The organism is Flavobacterium sp. PLA-DH12, assembly GCF_059511845.1.
Genome location: NZ_JCAMPD010000002.1, coordinates 541,821 through 558,995, shown reverse-complemented (window position 1 = coordinate 558,995; position 17,175 = coordinate 541,821). Strand labels below are relative to the sequence as shown.

Genomic DNA, 17,175 nt, shown 5'->3' with positions numbered 1-17,175 from the left:
GGTGGAAAAAATAACAAAATGGAACAAGAAATAGACACAAACGAATTAGGAGAATCAATCGTAAGAGTTTTAAAAGGAATTTACGATCCAGAGATTCCTGTAGATATTTACGAATTAGGATTAATTTATGACGTAATGGTAAATACAGATTACGAAGTAAAAATCCTGATGACACTTACATCTCCAAACTGTCCAGTTGCAGAAAGCTTACCAAGAGAAGTTGAAGAAAAAGTAAAAACAATCGAAAACATTAAAGATGTAGACGTAGAAATCACTTTTGATCCACCTTGGAGCAAAGATTTAATGAGCGAAGAAGCGAAGTTAGAATTAGGAATGCTTTAATTTAGTCGTAAAGTCAAAAGTCGAAAGTCTAAAAGTCAAGGACTTTATAATTTTTGATATTTGACTTTAATACCTAAAAAACAATTAGTTATAATGCCGGAAGTCATAAAGTCGAAAGTAAAAGACTTTATGACTTTTGACCTTCGACTTTAAGACTACAAAGAATGGAAGAAATCATCAATAAAGTTGCCAATAGTGCTTTAGAAGTTTTTGATCTTGAGGATTATTATCCAAAAGGAATGCGTGTGCAAATTGACATTTCGCAATGGCTTTTGGAAGGATTTTTATTGAAAGAAAAAGACTTTAGAGAGCATCTTAAAAATCACGATTGGTCGCAATATCAGGATCAATATGTTGCTGTACACTGTAGTACAGATGCTATAATTCCCGCTTGGGCATTAATTTTGGTTAGCGTTCATTTAGCGCCTTTTGCAAAAAAAGTAGTCAACGGAACTATTGAAGATCTTGACGCAAGCCTTTATGAAGAAATTTTAAGCAAAATTGATTATTCTGTTTACCAAAACAAACCCGTAATTGTAAAAGGCTGTTCTAGAAAACCCGTTCCTATGCGTGCGTATATTTTAGCTACAAACTATTTACAGCCATTTGCCCGCAGTATTATGTACGGCGAAGCATGTTCTGCAGTGCCATTATACAAAGAATCTAAGAAATAACCTGCATTAACAGTATAGTAATCTTTAACTTTCCATTGGTTTTTAGTATATTTGATTATACACTCTAAACTAAAAACCATGAGAAAGCTAACTCTATTACTTTTCATTTTAGTAAACTTCACGTTTGTACAAGCCCAAAATTCAGAAAAAGAGTTAATTCAGAATACTGAAAAGGCAGTAAAAAAAATTAATGATACTATCGAAGGCGAAGGCTGGAAAACAAAAGGAACTGTTTCGCTTTTACTGAATCAATCGAGTTTTAACAATTGGATTGCAGGAGGTGAAGATAGCTTTTCTGGAACATTAGGAATCAATTACGATTTCAATTACAAAAAAGATGGCTTAACTTGGGACAACAAAATTTTAGCATCGTACGGTCTTCTTCAAACTAAAAACGATGACTTCACAAAAAAAACAGATGACCGCTTAGAGTTCAATTCCATAGTTGGAAAAAAAGCTTTTGGAGAATGGTACTACTCCTACTTCCTAAATTTTAGAACACAATTTTCAACCGGTTATATTTATGGTCAAGATGACAATGGAAAGCAAATCAGGACTGAACAAACCAAATTTATGTCTCCTGGATATCTTACCACAGGTCCTGGTATTTACTGGACAAAAGATGACAATCTTAAAATAAATTTTGCACCGCTAACTTCAAAATTTACTTTTGTAGACAGTGCTTATACAACTGGAATTGATAGATTTACTGGACTACCATATGTAGATGGCAGTTATTTTGGTGTTGACGAAGGCAAAAGTATCCGTTACGAGCTTGGTTTTTATGCTTCTGTTTATTACAAATTAGCAATCATGACAAACGTGACTGCCGAAAACACGCTTAATCTTTATTCAAATTATTTGGAAGATCCTCAAAATGTCGATATCAATTATTCGCTAAATATTATAATGAAAATCAACAAGTTTTTATCTGCTAATTTATCGTTTCAGGCTATTTATGATGATAATGCATTTGCAGGACTTCAAACAAGAGAAGTATTTGGCTTAGGAGTTAATTTTGGATTTTAATTATCCATCGTACTAGATTCCGGCATATAAAATTATTAATGCCACAGATTAAAAGATTTAAAAGGATTTTTCAATCTAAATAATCCCTTAATCTGTGGCAAAACAAAAAAGCTTTTGAATTTATCAAAAGCTTTTCTTCATTTTATTCTTCGTCATCTTTTTCAATTGCATCCTTATAGTCAGGATACAAGAAATTATTATAAGGAAAACGTGTTATATGAATCTGGCGAACAGCTTCATAAACTGTTTCTCTGAATTCTTCGAAATTTTCTTTGTTTCTAGCCGAAATAAACAGTGCTTTATCTTGACCAACGTTGCTCATCCAAGTTTGTTTCCATTCATCAAGCGTCCAGTGTCTTCTCGTTCTTTCAGTAATCAAATCATCTTCGTCGATAGTAAGATGTTTGTAAGCATCGATTTTATTAAAAACCATAATCGTTGGTTTATCGTTGCTTTTTATTTCCTGCAAAGTCTTGTTTACAGATTCGATATGATCTTCAAAATCTGGATGAGAAATATCTACAACATGCAACAATAAATCGGCTTCACGAACCTCATCTAGTGTACTTTTAAACGAATCTACCAATTGTGTTGGCAGTTTTCGAATAAATCCAACCGTATCAGAAAGTAAAAAAGGAAGGTTTTTAATCACCACTTTTCTAACTGTTGTATCTAAAGTTGCAAACAATTTATTCTCTACAAAAACATCGCTTTTACCAATTGCATTCATCAAAGTCGATTTCCCAACATTGGTATATCCAACCAAAGCAACTCGAACCATTGCACCTCGATTGCTTCGTTGAATGCTCATTTGCTTGTCGATCGTTTTGATTTTATCTTTCAATAATGAAATTCGGTCACGCACAATACGTCTATCGGTTTCAATCTCTGTTTCTCCAGGTCCACGCATACCAATACCTCCTTTTTGACGCTCAAGGTGTGTCCATAAACCAGAAAGTCTCGGAAGCAAATATTGGCATTGCGCCAATTCTACCTGCGTTCTAGCGTATGAAGTTTCGGCTCTCTGCGCAAAAATGTCTAGAATTAAGTTGGTTCTGTCTAGAATTTTGCAGTCAATAATTCTTGAGATATTTTTTTGCTGTGATGGCGTTAGTTCATCATCAAAAATTACAGTCGATATTTTGTTTTCTTTTACAAAAAGATTGATGTCATCAATTTTTCCCGTCCCTACGAAAGTCTTAGGGTTAGGACGTTCCATTTTCTGCGAAAAGCGTTTTATAACTTCACCTCCTGCGGTAAAAGTTAAAAACTCCAATTCGTCTAAATATTCATTTAGCTTTTCTTCACTTTGATTCTGAGTAACGATACCTACAATTACTGTTCTCTCAAAATTTATAACTTCTTTTTCTAACATAGTCTTGAATAAGGTGCAAATTTAATCATTTGTCTGCTACAATCAATTATACAATTTTGTTTTTACATTTATATTAAGAGAATAGACTCCAAAAAAAAATGGAACCTGTCAAGATAAACTCAACAAGGTTCCACTTAATCAATAAATGGTCTAAGTTTAAAACTTTTATTCGTAAATAAAAGTTTTTTCCGTTTTCACAATTCCGTTTTCCTCTATTTGAGAGCAAGAAATTGGGTAATTTAATTTATTGTATTTGTATTTTCTGCTCACCGCAACTAAAGCTGTTGAGGATGGACTAAAATTCATTTCATTATTATAAGAAATCGATTCAAACTCAAATTCTTCTTCATGATACGAAATCATCGGAACAATTACTTTGTAATTATCTCCAAAAAGATTTTGAACGATTAACTGATCAACCGATTTTTTATCATCGTAAGTATATGATTTTGAGATTTTGTCTCCAACCAAACCTTTGTGTCTTGACACGTTATCGTTTACATAAACATATTCTAATTTTCCAATAATTGCCTTGTTTCTATCACGAGAAGTACGTCTTACAATAATTCCGTTTTCAACAAGATATTCAATATCATCTACTAAATTCTGATGATTAGTGCTCTTTTTCGTTGTTACTTTTACCCTCGCTCCTTCGTATACAAATGATACTACTTTTGTAATATAATTAGGCCCTTCCTGATATTTTTTTACAAATTTGGTAATGTTGTTATCAGCGTCATAAGTATAATTTATTACTTCTTTCCAGTCGCTTCCCACTTTATCTTTTACCGACATATCCAGCAAGCCATTTTTGTTATAGTAGAAATGCTGTACGACATCTGAAGTGGTAATCGTTTGAAGTTTACCATCTTTAAAGGCCATTGTTTTGTTAACAATTTCGCCGTCTTTAGAGTTTTGGTAATTTGTTTTTACAATGTTAATCTGCTTTAGTCTAACGTTGTCTTGACTGTGCATCAAGAAAGGAAACACCATCATTAAGATGGCAATAAAGTAGGTTTTCATGTGGTATTTGTATTTGATTTGGGATGACCAAAGTACGAAATTCAATTAGATTTTAACAATTTGAAATACAAAAACTACAAACTTTTCAATAACACCTTAAAAATCAATAGTTTATTTCCGTTCTTTTAAATTATTTTTTATTTCTCCCCAAATATCTTAATGTCATCAACCATAAAAGCACCATTTAATGTTTTGTCTTTTCCTGAGCCGATGTATTTAAAAGCAATATTTATATTTCCAGAATAGGAAGAAAGATCAATTCCTCCAGAACTGATAAACTCACGAGAAGGTGTTGAAAGCGTTGGAACTTTTGCTTGCAATTTTGTCCATTTCGCTTTGGTCACGCTTGCACCATCAAAATTGGTTGAAATGTAAACTTCGAGTGTATTTAGCGGAGAATCGATTTTTAAATCGTGTTGCGCACTTCTAAACGAAAGCACTGCGTTTTTATACCCTGTTAGATTTATTTTAGGAGAAACAAGCCAAGCCACATTCTCGGCTGCGGTTGTACTTGTAGTATTAAATTCGGCATATCCATTTCCTCCATAGACGATGCTTTTCCATAGCTTTGTTGCTTTCTCAACAATATTACTCCAACCTGGAAGCACAAAATTGACATTGTTTTTAACCGATTGAAAATCTTCTGCAAAAAATGGGGTATTTCTTTTTCCGTTCATTATAATATCACTTTCGTAACGAACCATAAATTGATAATCCGTCCCAAATTTTGTTAGAATTCCTTTGACTTTTCCGCTTCCTTCTGGCACAGCATGATCTGCAAATTTTGCATAACTGCTGGTTCTAAAAATAATCTGATTTCCTGTTTTATCTCTCAAATACCAGTTCGTCGAACCACCAACATTATTGGATTCTTCAAAATAATGGCGTCCTAATGCTGCTTCAGTAAACTCTACATCATTTAACTCTATCAAAGTATTTAACTTAGAATCTGAAAGCGCCTCTTCTACAGAAAGTGATTTAACCAACTGATTCTCATCAATATTTGTACATGAAGCGTTTAATACATTTTTGTAGTCATTTTGCGAAATTCTTCCAATTGTTGGATCACCGGCATTGCTTACATACAAACTTCCTATCCTTAATCCTCCATAATATAAATCTGTAAATTGGTTTTTAAGTTTTACAAACACTTTATTTCCCAAACGATAATCAATGTAAGTATTTGTTGCACCAACTGGAACACTAAAACCAATCGCAGGGATTCCATCAGTTTCTCTTGTCTGCAATGAAATCGTTTTAAAAAAATTGCCTCCCTCATCACTTGAAACTACATAAGCTTCTATAATATCATCGTACAAATATTGCTTCGCTGTTGTACCCGAAAGTTCATAGACTTTTTCTACGCTTTTATTTACCGTAAGGTTGGGTTGAGTGCAGGTTAATTCTGGAGTTTCAACATCTTTACTGCAACTGATTAAGAATAATACAAAAAATAAAATTAATTTTTTCATGAGAAATAGCTTTCAGTTTATAACCCGATTGTGAGATTTAGAAAATAAGTTCGGCCATAGCCATAATAATATCTCGGACCAAAAGATGGTGTTCCGCTTGAAGCATCTTGATTTAGCGCTCTAAAATTGGCATTTCTTGCCTGTTCGAAACCACCTGTTTTATATATTAAATCCAAGACATTATTTACACTGGCAAAAAGTCCCACATACATTTTATGCATACGCCAAGATTTACCTCCACTTAAATTCAGCAATGTAATAGGCTTAAATTTTTCTTGTTTTAATAGTTCATTCCCTCTTTCTGAAGTTGCTTCAGGAAAAGGAAAACCATTGGTTGGATTGATGTAAAATTGAGATGTTCTCGAAATTGGAGAAACATCTATATAACTTTCTGCCAAATAATTAATATTCCCCCCAATCCACCAAAACTTCGGATTGCGATATTCCAATCCAAATGAATAGGCTTGCTGTGGAGTTCCTGGCTGTTTATAGTTCTTTAAATAAGCGGATCCAAAATCAAAAGTGGTTTGCGCCCCATCCTTTGCTCTATTGGCATCGTTTGTAATCATCACATTCGGATTACTATTATAAATGTAATTTCCAAATGCTGCAGATAAAGTTGTTTTTAAAGTTGGCCAAACCTGATACTCAAAACTCAATTCTGCTCCAGTATTTTTCTTATCCAAATTGGTTAGGGTCTGACTTACAAATGCATTTGTAGCATCATACCCAGAACCGTTATCAAAAATTCCTTCGGCATAGAAATATGAAGTTTTCGAAGTATTTTTAATGGCAGCATAATAAGCAGTTAAACGCAATTTAAGCTTCGCCAATCGGTATACGTAATTAACCTCAGCGCTGCTAATATTTTCACTTTCGATTCCGTCAACGACAGTATTATTTAAACGTGAATTTGAAAATGTATTTCGAAGCGAAGGTGCTCTAGTAAAATGTGCCGCATTAAAAAACAACAATTGTCTTCCTGATATTTTATAGGTGAAACCTCCTTTGAAACCAAAATTCTCAAAATTTACTTTCTCACTTTTACCTAACGAATTTGTTGGATATAATCCGTTTTGATATAATCCTTCTCTTTGATAATCTGACATAGAATACGATTGTGCCAAGAAGAATTCTGTTTTGTTATAACTAAATTTAAATTGTGCAAAAACATCTAAAGTATTGGCCAGTAAATTATAGTTATATCCGTAAATATCTCCTTTTACAACTTGACGATCTGGATGCTGTAAGTCAGATTGAGATAGGCTTCCTTTGTAAAACGAATCGATATCTTCGAAGTATGCTCCGCCAAGAAGATCTAATAAATACTGAAAATTATGCGATTTTAATTTCTTAAAAGTAAATCCGCCATCAAAAGAAATATTAGGAGTTATCTGTGTATTCAGATTTGAGTTTACGGCTAATGTCTGATCATCTGTTCTGTCTTCATAAAGCACATAATGACTTTTAGCCGGCTCATAACCATTCTGTTCTATTTTTTGATTAGCAAAATACATTTCGTCCCAATTGATTTGTGGATGTTCCAAAAAAGCTATTTTGTTTTTTTCTACATTTTCATAATCTGGAGTAAATTCACCTGAAAATTCTCCACGATCTTTAGCATAAAGCGAACTAAAATAACTTGGCATTTTCCTGTAATAAACAGGATCTGGACTGTCTGCATTTTGGTAATCAATATTGCTGTTTCCGACTTTTCCAAATTGATACATAATTGCAGAATTCAGATTGGTTTTATCATCAATTTTAAAATAATGATTCAGGATAAAGAGTGGCTCTTCTACATTTTTCACTCTTGCATTTCTCTTTTCACCATTCTGAAATCCCCAGTACGAATTGTATTTTTCGCCCATTAAATCGGTAACCTCAGCTGTATTAGAAGAATTCTTCCCTCGAAAATTAGGCGTATAAAACCCTGTAAAATTGATTGAATTTCTGCTGTTTAGTTTCTTTTCGACACTAAGAAAAAATGACGCTGCGTCAAAATTTGTACCTTCAAAATAGCCTTCATCTGCCCAGCGTTTTCCTGCCGAAACCACAAAAGCCCAACCAGAAGCACTCATTCCCGAAGCATATGTTCCGATTGCCCGCCATAAATAAGTGGTATTACTTCCCGAAAACGTTAGTGATGTTCCTTTTCTATACAAAGAAGCTCGAGTAAAAATCTGTTGTGTGCCTAAAATTCCGCCAAATGTATAATTGGAAGCTGCTGTTCCGACCGAGAATTCCTGATTTCGAAGCACATTGTTTAAACCTCCCCAATTTCCCCATTGTGGTCTGCCATCGTAGATTTTATTCATTGGCATTCCGTTAAGCATCGTGATTGCATTTTCGCTGTCTAAACCACGCATACGAAACCGAGCCTGCCCCCAATTGAATGCCGAGGCCTGCATAAAAGCATCTCTTGACGATTGCAAAAGTCCGGATGTCATTTCAGACGAACTGTTATCATCTGAAAAATCATTATCCGAGAGTGTAATCAATGCTGCTGGTACTTCATCTGAATAAGTATCTTCTAATTGTAAAATGCCTAGATTGATATTCTGCTCTAAATTAGACTGAACTTTTAAAAGAAAATCTTTGTATCCCTGACTTCTGAGTAAAAGTAACTGCTCTTTTTTGGGAAATATATGAAGTTCAAATTTCCCTGTTTTTGACGTAAGCTGCATTACAGCCGTATTCTGTATTGTCACCACTACACTTTCCAATGGATTCTGTGTTCGGGCATCAATAACAATTCCTGTTACTGTTATTTCTTTCTGCGAAAAAGCAAAATTAAAGAACCATAAAATAAAGAAGAATGCATATTTTTTTACCATTAAAACCTATTATTAACTTTGAATATATTCTAGGATTAGAATCCTTAATTCAAAAGATAAAATTGGTTTTTGGAAAAAAGAAAATTTCAAATCTCAGTGCTTGGAGTTTGAAATTCAAAAATAAATAAAATATTTAATTATGAGTAAATTCTTTCAAATTTATTTTGATATAATGAAAGAGTGGTCAAAATAAGGCATTTTTACAAAGGTCAATTATTATTGTTCTGTTCTAATTTTAGAAACCATAAAAGCGATTAGAACACCAAAAATTCCGATAAAGGCAAAAGAAAACTGAAGCCCGAAACTTTGAGCAATGTGCCCAATTACTGGAGGTCCCATTAAGAAACCAAGGAAGCTTACACTCGAAACAATAGTTAAAGCTTCTCCCGCAGGAACGGTCGGGTTTTTACCTGCAATACTATAAACAGTTGGTACAATTGTGGCAACGCCCAAACCTACAAACATAAAGGCTATGGTACATGGAATAATATAAGGAAGAAAAACAGCTGTAAAAAGTCCAGCCGAAATCATAACACCGCTAATCTGCATAACGCGTTCGCGTCCAAATTTATTGATTAATCCGTCGCCTAGAAATCTTCCGCTTGCCATCATAATCATAAAAGAAGTATAACCTAGAACTACCAAAGGTCCAGGTGCTTTTACAATATCTTTAAAATAAACCCCGCTCCAGTCAAACATAACGCCTTCGCTGGCCATGCTACAGAATCCGATAACCCCAAGCCAAAGCAAAGCTGTATCAGGTTTTACAAATAGTTTTTTGCCTTCTTCTTTCGGTTTCTTTTTTTCTTTGGCTCTAACCAAAAATTTGAAATTAAAAGCGACCATCAATAAAACAATTCCGGCTACAATAATAAAGTGATGCAACGGACTTAATTTTAAAGCCAGCATTCCTAAACCTACCAGCGCACCGGTAAATCCTGCAAAACTCCACATTCCGTGAAAAGAGGACATAATTGTTTTTTTAAACAAAACTTCGGTATAAACGCCTTGTGTGTTTACGGCAATATTGGCAAGATTTCCGAACACACCAAACAAAAATAATCCTAATGATAATTGTAAAGATGTTGTCGCCAATCCTAAATTGATTAAGCACAAAACATACATTATTAAAGAAAAAATTAGAATACGATGGCTTCCAAATTTGGTAACCATTTTACCCGAAAAAGGCATAATAATCAGTTGTCCTACCGGAAGTGCAAAAAGTATTGAACCCAAATCGCCTTCAGTTAAATGCAAAGCGGTTTTAATATCTGGAATTCTGCTTGCCCAAGTGGCAAAACTTAAACCCATTCCGAAATAGAACATTCCGACAGCAAAACGAATTCGATTTAAATAAGACGCTTTGGCTTCTCTAAATACTTTTTTGATTTTGGCTTTGGTCTGAAAAAGCGATAATGGATTAATGTTTATCAGCATATTGAATTTTATTGGAATGTTGTCAAAAATACTAAAAACGCTCGTCAAAGTGCATAAAGCCTTAGGTTATCCACAATATACAACGTTATTGTTTATAAATTCAAAGGTTTTTAATTGAATTTAGCTTATTAAAATTACGATTTTTCGGGTTTACTAGAATTATAATTTGTTTGATTTTTTTTAGAAAATAAAAAGGGATTATCTCAAAAATTGAGATAATCCCTTTTTATTTATATTTCATTGTTCCGTAGGAACATTTGATCGGTAGAAAAAAAAATATCGTTGTCAATATTTTACGTTCCGTAGGAACGTTTGAGACATTAGATCATTAAAAAATAATGCGCAAAATCAAACGTTCCTACGGAACGTAAATGCGGATGAATATTATTATTTTCTACCAATGAAACATTCCTACGGAATGTGTTATGATATGCCTATTACTTTTTGCTGTGCATTACTCGCAATTGCGGTTTCTATAACCTGCATTACTACCAATGAGACATTCCTACGGAATGTGTTATGATATGCCTATTACCTTTTGCTGTGCATTACTCGCAATTGCGGCTTCTATAACCTGCATTACTACCGACGAGACATTCCTACGGAATGTGTTATGATATGCCTATTACTTTTTGCTGTGCATTACTCGCAATTGCGGCTTCTATAACCTGCATTACTTTTACACCTTCATCTGCCGTAACAGGCTCTTTTTTATCGTTTGCAATCGAGTCGTAAACACCATCGAAGAAACTAAAATAATTACCTTGAAGCGTCGGGATTTTTTCTCGTACAATTTTACCGTTTATTTCGGTGTGCAAAAGTCCTTGCAAGCTTTCATCTTCTGTTCCCCAAGAATCTAGATTTGGCTTTTTACCAACTTTCAATTCATCTTCCTGAACATCTCCTCGAGGCTTTAAGAAAGAGCCTTTTTTTCCGTGAAGAGTATATGCCGGATTGGCTTCTCTCACAAAAAATCCTGCTTTTAGACGAACTCTGAAATTAGAATAAAACAAAGTTAAATCGATCCAGTCGTCTACCACTGAATTTTCTCTAGTTACTCGAATATCTCCAAAAACTGCTTTTGGACAGCCAAATAAACTTACTGCCTGATCTATGATATGCGGGCCTAAATCTTTTAGAACTCCTGCACCATCATTGGCGGTTTCTTTATGTGCTTTTGGGCTCAATAACGGATTGTATCGGTCAAAATGAAATTCGGCTTCTACCAAATCTCCTAAAACGCCATCATCAATTACTTTTTTAACGGTTTTAAAATCGCTGTCCCATCTTCTGTTTTGGAAAACAGCCAATTTCAAACCTTTTTCTTTTGCAATTTTTGCCAATTCTTTTGCTTCTGAAGCAGTTGTTGTAAATGCTTTTTCTACAACGGCATGTTTTCCTGCTAGAAGCACTTTTTTAGCATATTCGTAATGCGTTCCAACTGGCGTATTTACGATTACTAAATCTACATCGTCGGCTAAAAGTTCGTCAAGAGATGCGTAACTTTTTACGTATGGATAATCTTCCTGAATTAGCTTTTTGCTTCTTTCCCAAGAACCTAATAATTCAAATCCTTCATGAATATCTAAAAACGGAGCATGGAAAACTTTTCCCGACATTCCGTATGATAATAGTGCTGTCTTTATCTTTTGCATTGGTTTTGTTTTAGTTTATTCGCCACGAATTCACGAATTTATTTTTTTTTAATTCGTGAATTCGTGGCGGAAAAAAATATTTAAAGTTTAGCTCTTTCGTATTGTTTTGGCCATTGAATATCGTCGTTAAGTTCTTTAGCAAAATCCAAAGGCAAATTCGGGTTTCTTAAAGATTCTCTGGCAAATAAAATCAGGTCGGCTTGACCGCTATTTAAAATTTCTTCTGCTTGTTTGGCTTCTGTAATTAAACCAACTGCACCTGTTGAAATTCCCGCTTCTTTTTTCACTTTTTCTGCAAAAGGAACCTGATAACCTGGCCCTAATGTAATTTTCTGATGCGAAACCAATCCGCCAGACGAAACATCGATTAAATCTACTCCTTTTTCTTTTAATATTTTAGAAAGCTGTACAGATTCTTCTGGATTCCATCCGTTTTCTGCCCAATCAGTTGCCGAAATTCTAACAAACAAAGGCAAATCTGATGGCCATTCTGACTGAACCGCTTCTACAACTTCCAACGTAAAACGGATTCTATTCTCAAAACTTCCGCCATATTCATCTGTTCTTATGTTTGTTAAAGGCGATAAAAACTGATGCAATAAATAGCCATGAGCCGCATGGATTTCTACAACCTGATACCCTGCTTCGACTACTCTTTTGGTTGCTGTTTTAAAATCCGAGATCACTTTCTCGATTCCGTTTTTGTCTAAAGCCTCTGGAAGAAATGGTTCATTGTCATGATACGGAATCGCACTTGATGCCACGGTTTGCCATCCGCCTTGAGCGAAATCTAATTTTTTATTTCCAAGCCACGGAGCTGAAACACTCGCTTTTCTTCCTGCATGCGCTAATTGAATTCCTGGAATCGAATTTTGAGAAACTATAAAAGCGTTAATCTGCTTTAGTTTTTCAATATGTTCGTCCTTCCAGATTCCTAAATCGGCAGGAGAAATTCTGGCTTCGGGAGAAACTGCTGTTGCTTCCTGAATAATAAGTCCGGCGCCACCGCTGGCACGGCTTCCTAAATGAACCAGATGCCAATCGTTTGCAAATCCGTCAACTGCAGAATACTGGCACATGGGCGAGATTGCAATTCTATTTTTTAAGGTGATATTTTTTATAGTAATAGGAGAAAATAATTTCGTTGCCATAAACTTGTAACTTTTAATGAGTTTATACTACCAATTAGTAAGGCAGTGTTCGAAAAGTAAAGTTACGGCATCTTGTTAAAAAGAGAAATCGAAATGTTTATTAATTAACAAACATTTAAAACCTTAAACACTATCTTGCACTCTTATATTAAAATAGAAAACGCTACTTTTGTGCGTTAAATACGAATTAAAAACAACAAATGGATATAGTTATCAAACTCTCTCAATTTCTATTGAGTTTATCTTTACTTATTATTCTTCATGAATTAGGGCATTTTATCCCTGCTAAATTGTTTAAAACTAGAGTCGAAAAATTTTATTTATTTTTTGATGTTAAATATTCACTTTTCAAAAAGAAAATCGGAGAAACAGAATACGGTATCGGATGGCTTCCTCTTGGTGGTTATGTGAAAATTTCTGGAATGATTGACGAAAGTATGGATAAAGAGCAAATGGCGCTTCCGCCTCAGCCTTGGGAATTTCGTTCTAAACCAGCTTGGCAGCGTTTAATTATTATGCTTGGTGGTGTTACCGTAAACTTTATTCTAGCTTTTATTATCTATATCGGAATGGCATTTGCTTACGGAGATACTTATATTGCAAACTCTGACTTAAAAGACGGTGTTGCAATTGAAAATCCCGCAATGCTTAAAGCAGGTTTTAAAACTGGAGATAAAATTATTTCTATTGATGGAAAAGCGGTAGAAAACTTTGACAGCGATATGAACATGAATGTGATCATGGCAAAACACGTTTTGATCGAAAGAGACGGAAAACAGCAAACGATTACTATGCCAACAGATTTTGTTGATCAGCTTTCTAAAACAGAAAAAGGCTTATTAATTGGCATTAGAATGCCTTTTGTTGTGGGCAAAATTAGTGAAGAATCTGAGAATACTGCTCTAAAACCAAAAGATTTAGTGGTAAGTCTGAACGGACAAAAAATTAAATATTTTGATGAAGCTAAAGCTATTTTGGAAAATAATAAAGGAAAATCTATTCCTGCTGTTGTTTTGCGTGATTTAAAAGAAACTCCTATTACTGTAAAAGTATCTAATGCAGGGAAACTTGGAGTTGCTGTTGGCGGTTTAGGAATGGATTCTTTAGAAAAATTAGGTTATTATAAAGTAAGTAAAAAAGAATACGGTTTCTTCGAATCTATTCCGGTTGGTCTTCAAAAAGGAAAAGATCAATTGGTAGGTTACGGAAAACAATTGAAAATGATTTTTAATCCAGAAACAAAAGCTTACAAACAAGTGGGTGGTTTTGCGGCGATTTACAACATTTTTCCAAGTTCTTGGAGCTGGGAAGTATTTTGGTCAATCACAGCTTTATTGTCAATTATGCTTGGAGTTATGAATTTATTGCCAATTCCGGCACTTGATGGCGGTCACGTAATGTTTTTATTGTATGAAATTGTAAGTGGCAAAAAACCGAGCGATAAATTCCTAGAGAATGCGCAAATGGTTGGTTTTGTTTTACTTATTTCACTACTACTATTTGCTAATGGTAACGACATTTACAAAGCCATTGTAGGCAAGTAAAAAAAAGTCAAAAAAAGAGTGAAAATGTTTTTGAGAAACTAAAAATAGTTTTATATTTGCACTCGCTAAAAAGAGCAACACTTTCCTCCTTAGCTCAGTTGGTTAGAGCATCTGACTGTTAATCAGAGGGTCCTTGGTTCGAGCCCAAGAGGGGGAGCAACTTTTTTTAGCAAACATATTAACCTTTTAAGGTGATTCCTCCTTAGCTCAGTTGGTTAGAGCATCTGACTGTTAATCAGAGGGTCCTTGGTTCGAGCCCAAGAGGGGGAGCAAAAAGACTATCAGAAATGATGGTCTTTTTTTTTGCCCAAATTCCAATATTATAGGACTGCTTATTTAACCGCAAAGAACGCAAGGGTTTTACGCAAAGTTCGCAAAGATTTAACGCAGAGGGCTCTAAGAGTTTTTTATCCGAGACTTAATAGGAATCTATAAAAGAGATCGCAAAGTCTGCCAATCTTTGTCGATACGCGAGTGTGATCCTTCGTTCCTCAGGATGACAAACTGTAGGTAAAACAAAAAAATTCGCAAAGCATTATCTACATAAAACTTTGCGAACTTAATCTTTAGATTTTGGCTAAACTCCACATTAAAATAACCTTTGCGAACTTTACGTAAACCTTAGCGTTCTTTGCGGTTAGAAAAACTTTCCATAAAACCTTAGCGCTCTCTGCGGTAAAAAAAACTTCACATAATAAAGAAAGACAAACTGTAGGTAAAACAAAAAAATTCGCAAAACTTTATAAACATAAAGCTTTGCGAACTTAATCTTTAGATTTAACTCAAAAAATAATCTTAGCGAACTTTGCGTTAAATCTTTGCGCTCTTTGCGGTTAAAAAAACACACAAAGAAAAAACCTTATTTCATTGTCAAAGTTTCGCTCTTAAACCTTTTCATTAAAGTATTTGCTTTTTCATTTTCATTTATTGCTTTTAAGGACTGAGCATATCTATAATAGTAAATAACCTCTAAATCTTTGGCTTCGTCAAATAGTTGCGTATAATAGCCCGCCGCAGCACTAAGATTGCCTTCAAAATAAAAGCGGTCTGCCACTTTTTTCAGCATATCGATAGATTTATACCCTTTATCAATCACTTTTTCGTAGGTGTCAACTACATTAACGCTTACAAATTTTGAGGATATAGTTGAAGGAGCCGTAACTTCTACCTTAACTGGTTCTAGAGAAGCAGACGAACTTGCAACAAGCGCTTTGGCTTCAATTTTATTTGGAGCTACTTTAGGTTTTCTTTTTACGTAATTCGGAATTACCGTTCTTGTATTATTTGGCCCAAGATCGTAAGTATCGACCATGTCCAGCTTTGAAACTTGGTAGGTAATAATTCTACCTCCAAAAAGCTTATTTATTCTTTCTTCGACATAATAAGATTGTATGACATAATCACCCGTAGAAAGACTATCCGTCAATAGTGTCGTTTTTCCTGTTGCTGGAGAAGCGGAGGCATGGTTGGTGCGCTGAGCAAAACAGCCGAGAGAAAATACGAACGCAAGTGTACATAAAATTGCTTCATACTTTTTCATGATTTTTAAATAAAATTAGATGCCCCAATTAAAAAACTCAGCCTAAAGTTACTGATTTTCTTTTAGTTAGCTTTTGTTCTAACCATGAATTACGTAGAAAACCGATAAAATACTTCTTTTTATCCATTTATCATTTTAACGCAGGCTTTTTGTATCTCTTCGTCTGAAAATGGTTCCAGCGCTTTTGCCAGCATTTTACTAGTTCTAATACAGCTTAACATTTTAATTCGTAAAGAACGGCTGTCTCCCGATTCTGTTTCTAGAAGATGCTCAAAAATCTCGTTTAAATATTCTGTATGGTTTTTATATTCTCCGTCGAAACAAAGATCTGATACCAATCTCGCTACCGATTCTATTATTTTGTTTTGATTTGCATTGTTTTCGTTTTCTGTTTTCATGGCGTTTATTTATGGTTTAGGTTACGAATAATTATTGAAAGAAAAATCGTATTTTTATTTCAGCTAAATAAACGATAGAATACATTCTAACAAAACATCTGGTTTGGTAATTCACCAAAAAAGATAGTCTTTCACCAATATCCTAATTTTTAAGGATTTTTAATATCTTTGAAGTATGAGCACAGCAACAAAACCAAAACATATCGGGAGAAACATAAGCCGCATTCGTGAGCTTAGAGGAATGAAACAAGAAGCACTTGCCATTGCTATTGGCATGAGCCAACAGACGATTTCTAATATTGAAGGAAGCGAAACCGTTGATGATGAAAAACTAAATGCCATTGCGGAAGCTTTGGGTGTTTCTGTTGATTCAATAAAAAGCTTCTCAGATGAAGGCGTCGTTAATTATTTCAATAATGTATATGACAACGATATCACTGATAGCATTTTTAATGCAAATGCAATAGAATGTACTTTCAACCCGATTGATAAAATTGTAGAACTTTATGAGCGTTTGGTTCAGGCTGAAAAAGATAAAGTGGAGTATTTGGAGAGGTTGATGAAAGAGAAATAAGAATTTCTGTTTCCTTGTATTTGTAATTTATAAGAATCTACTGATAAGACTGCGGAGGTTATTGGCGTTCTCAAATAATAATCGTAAATTTGCCACTACAAATCTAAATTTAACATGCAAAAAA

The 17,175-nt window shown here is 34.3% G+C and carries 14 protein-coding genes and 2 tRNA genes; 7 read left to right on the top strand and 9 right to left on the bottom strand.

Features of this window, described 5'->3' with window-relative positions; genetic code table 11:
• Positions 1 to 18: 18 nt before the first annotated feature.
• The 3 genes from AC5ZCW_RS05645 to AC5ZCW_RS05635 all read left to right on the top strand — a co-directional run bounded on the left by AC5ZCW_RS05645 (position 19) and on the right by AC5ZCW_RS05635 (position 2,045).
• A complete protein-coding gene (locus AC5ZCW_RS05645; RefSeq protein ID WP_012023258.1) occupies positions 19 to 342 on the top strand; it encodes an SUF system Fe-S cluster assembly protein in 324 nt (107 codons plus the stop codon).
• Between the two features lie 164 nt (positions 343 to 506).
• Positions 507 to 1,016 carry a DUF2480 family protein gene (locus AC5ZCW_RS05640; protein WP_177211372.1) on the top strand — a complete coding sequence of 170 codons (510 nt, stop codon included), beginning with the start codon at positions 507 to 509 and terminating at the stop codon, positions 1,014 to 1,016.
• Positions 1,017 to 1,094: 78 nt separating this feature from the next.
• Entirely contained in the window at positions 1,095 to 2,045 is a 951-nt protein-coding gene (locus AC5ZCW_RS05635; RefSeq protein ID WP_281634476.1) for a DUF3078 domain-containing protein, read from the top strand.
• A gap of 142 nt (positions 2,046 to 2,187) precedes the next feature.
• Here the strand turns inward: AC5ZCW_RS05635 and hflX are convergent, their stop codons facing one another.
• From hflX to AC5ZCW_RS05600, 7 genes are all read right to left on the bottom strand, one after another.
• On the bottom strand, positions 2,188 to 3,420 hold the full coding sequence (gene hflX / locus AC5ZCW_RS05630; RefSeq protein ID WP_343540544.1) for a GTPase HflX: 1,233 nt from the start codon (positions 3,418 to 3,420) through the stop codon (positions 2,188 to 2,190).
• A 165-nt stretch (positions 3,421 to 3,585) separates the two neighbouring features.
• Positions 3,586 to 4,443, bottom strand: coding sequence for a hypothetical protein (locus AC5ZCW_RS05625; RefSeq protein ID WP_343540546.1), 858 nt, complete (start codon positions 4,441 to 4,443; stop codon positions 3,586 to 3,588).
• A gap of 137 nt (positions 4,444 to 4,580) precedes the next feature.
• A complete protein-coding gene (locus AC5ZCW_RS05620) occupies positions 4,581 to 5,915 on the bottom strand; it encodes a DUF5689 domain-containing protein (RefSeq protein WP_496118403.1) in 1,335 nt (444 codons plus the stop codon).
• Between the two features lie 17 nt (positions 5,916 to 5,932).
• On the bottom strand, positions 5,933 to 8,752 hold the full coding sequence (locus tag AC5ZCW_RS05615; RefSeq protein ID WP_496118401.1) for a carboxypeptidase-like regulatory domain-containing protein: 2,820 nt from the start codon (positions 8,750 to 8,752) through the stop codon (positions 5,933 to 5,935).
• Positions 8,753 to 8,968: 216 nt separating this feature from the next.
• A complete protein-coding gene (locus AC5ZCW_RS05610) occupies positions 8,969 to 10,189 on the bottom strand; it encodes an MFS transporter (RefSeq protein WP_177211378.1) in 1,221 nt (406 codons plus the stop codon).
• A gap of 611 nt (positions 10,190 to 10,800) precedes the next feature.
• Positions 10,801 to 11,844: a Gfo/Idh/MocA family oxidoreductase gene (locus AC5ZCW_RS05605; RefSeq protein WP_496118398.1), complete on the bottom strand. Its 1,044-nt coding sequence runs from the start codon at positions 11,842 to 11,844 to the stop codon at positions 10,801 to 10,803.
• An 80-nt stretch (positions 11,845 to 11,924) separates the two neighbouring features.
• Positions 11,925 to 12,995 (bottom strand): NADH:flavin oxidoreductase/NADH oxidase, encoded by a 1,071-nt coding sequence (locus AC5ZCW_RS05600; protein ID WP_496118396.1) that lies wholly within the window; start codon positions 12,993 to 12,995, stop codon positions 11,925 to 11,927.
• Positions 12,996 to 13,195: 200 nt separating this feature from the next.
• On the opposite strand from AC5ZCW_RS05600, the gene rseP reads away from it, so the two are divergent.
• From rseP to AC5ZCW_RS05585, 3 genes are all read left to right on the top strand, one after another.
• Complete coding sequence (gene rseP, locus AC5ZCW_RS05595; RefSeq protein ID WP_343589615.1) at positions 13,196 to 14,539, top strand: RIP metalloprotease RseP; 1,344 nt, start codon at positions 13,196 to 13,198, stop codon at positions 14,537 to 14,539.
• An 83-nt stretch (positions 14,540 to 14,622) separates the two neighbouring features.
• Positions 14,623 to 14,696 (top strand) — tRNA-Asn (locus AC5ZCW_RS05590).
• A gap of 39 nt (positions 14,697 to 14,735) precedes the next feature.
• Positions 14,736 to 14,809, top strand: a tRNA-Asn gene (locus tag AC5ZCW_RS05585).
• Between the two features lie 589 nt (positions 14,810 to 15,398).
• On the opposite strand, the gene AC5ZCW_RS05580 is transcribed toward AC5ZCW_RS05585, so the two are convergent.
• Together AC5ZCW_RS05580 and AC5ZCW_RS05575 are read right to left on the bottom strand one after the other, a co-directional pair.
• Complete coding sequence (locus AC5ZCW_RS05580; RefSeq protein WP_343540555.1) at positions 15,399 to 16,079, bottom strand: hypothetical protein; 681 nt, start codon at positions 16,077 to 16,079, stop codon at positions 15,399 to 15,401.
• 119 nt (positions 16,080 to 16,198) lie between these two features.
• Positions 16,199 to 16,477 carry a hypothetical protein gene (locus AC5ZCW_RS05575; RefSeq protein WP_496118394.1) on the bottom strand — a complete coding sequence of 93 codons (279 nt, stop codon included), beginning with the start codon at positions 16,475 to 16,477 and terminating at the stop codon, positions 16,199 to 16,201.
• A 175-nt stretch (positions 16,478 to 16,652) separates the two neighbouring features.
• Between AC5ZCW_RS05575 and AC5ZCW_RS05570 the strand changes: the two genes are divergently transcribed.
• On the top strand, positions 16,653 to 17,051 hold the full coding sequence (locus tag AC5ZCW_RS05570; RefSeq protein ID WP_496118392.1) for a helix-turn-helix domain-containing protein: 399 nt from the start codon (positions 16,653 to 16,655) through the stop codon (positions 17,049 to 17,051).
• Positions 17,052 to 17,175: the final 124 nt, after the last annotated feature.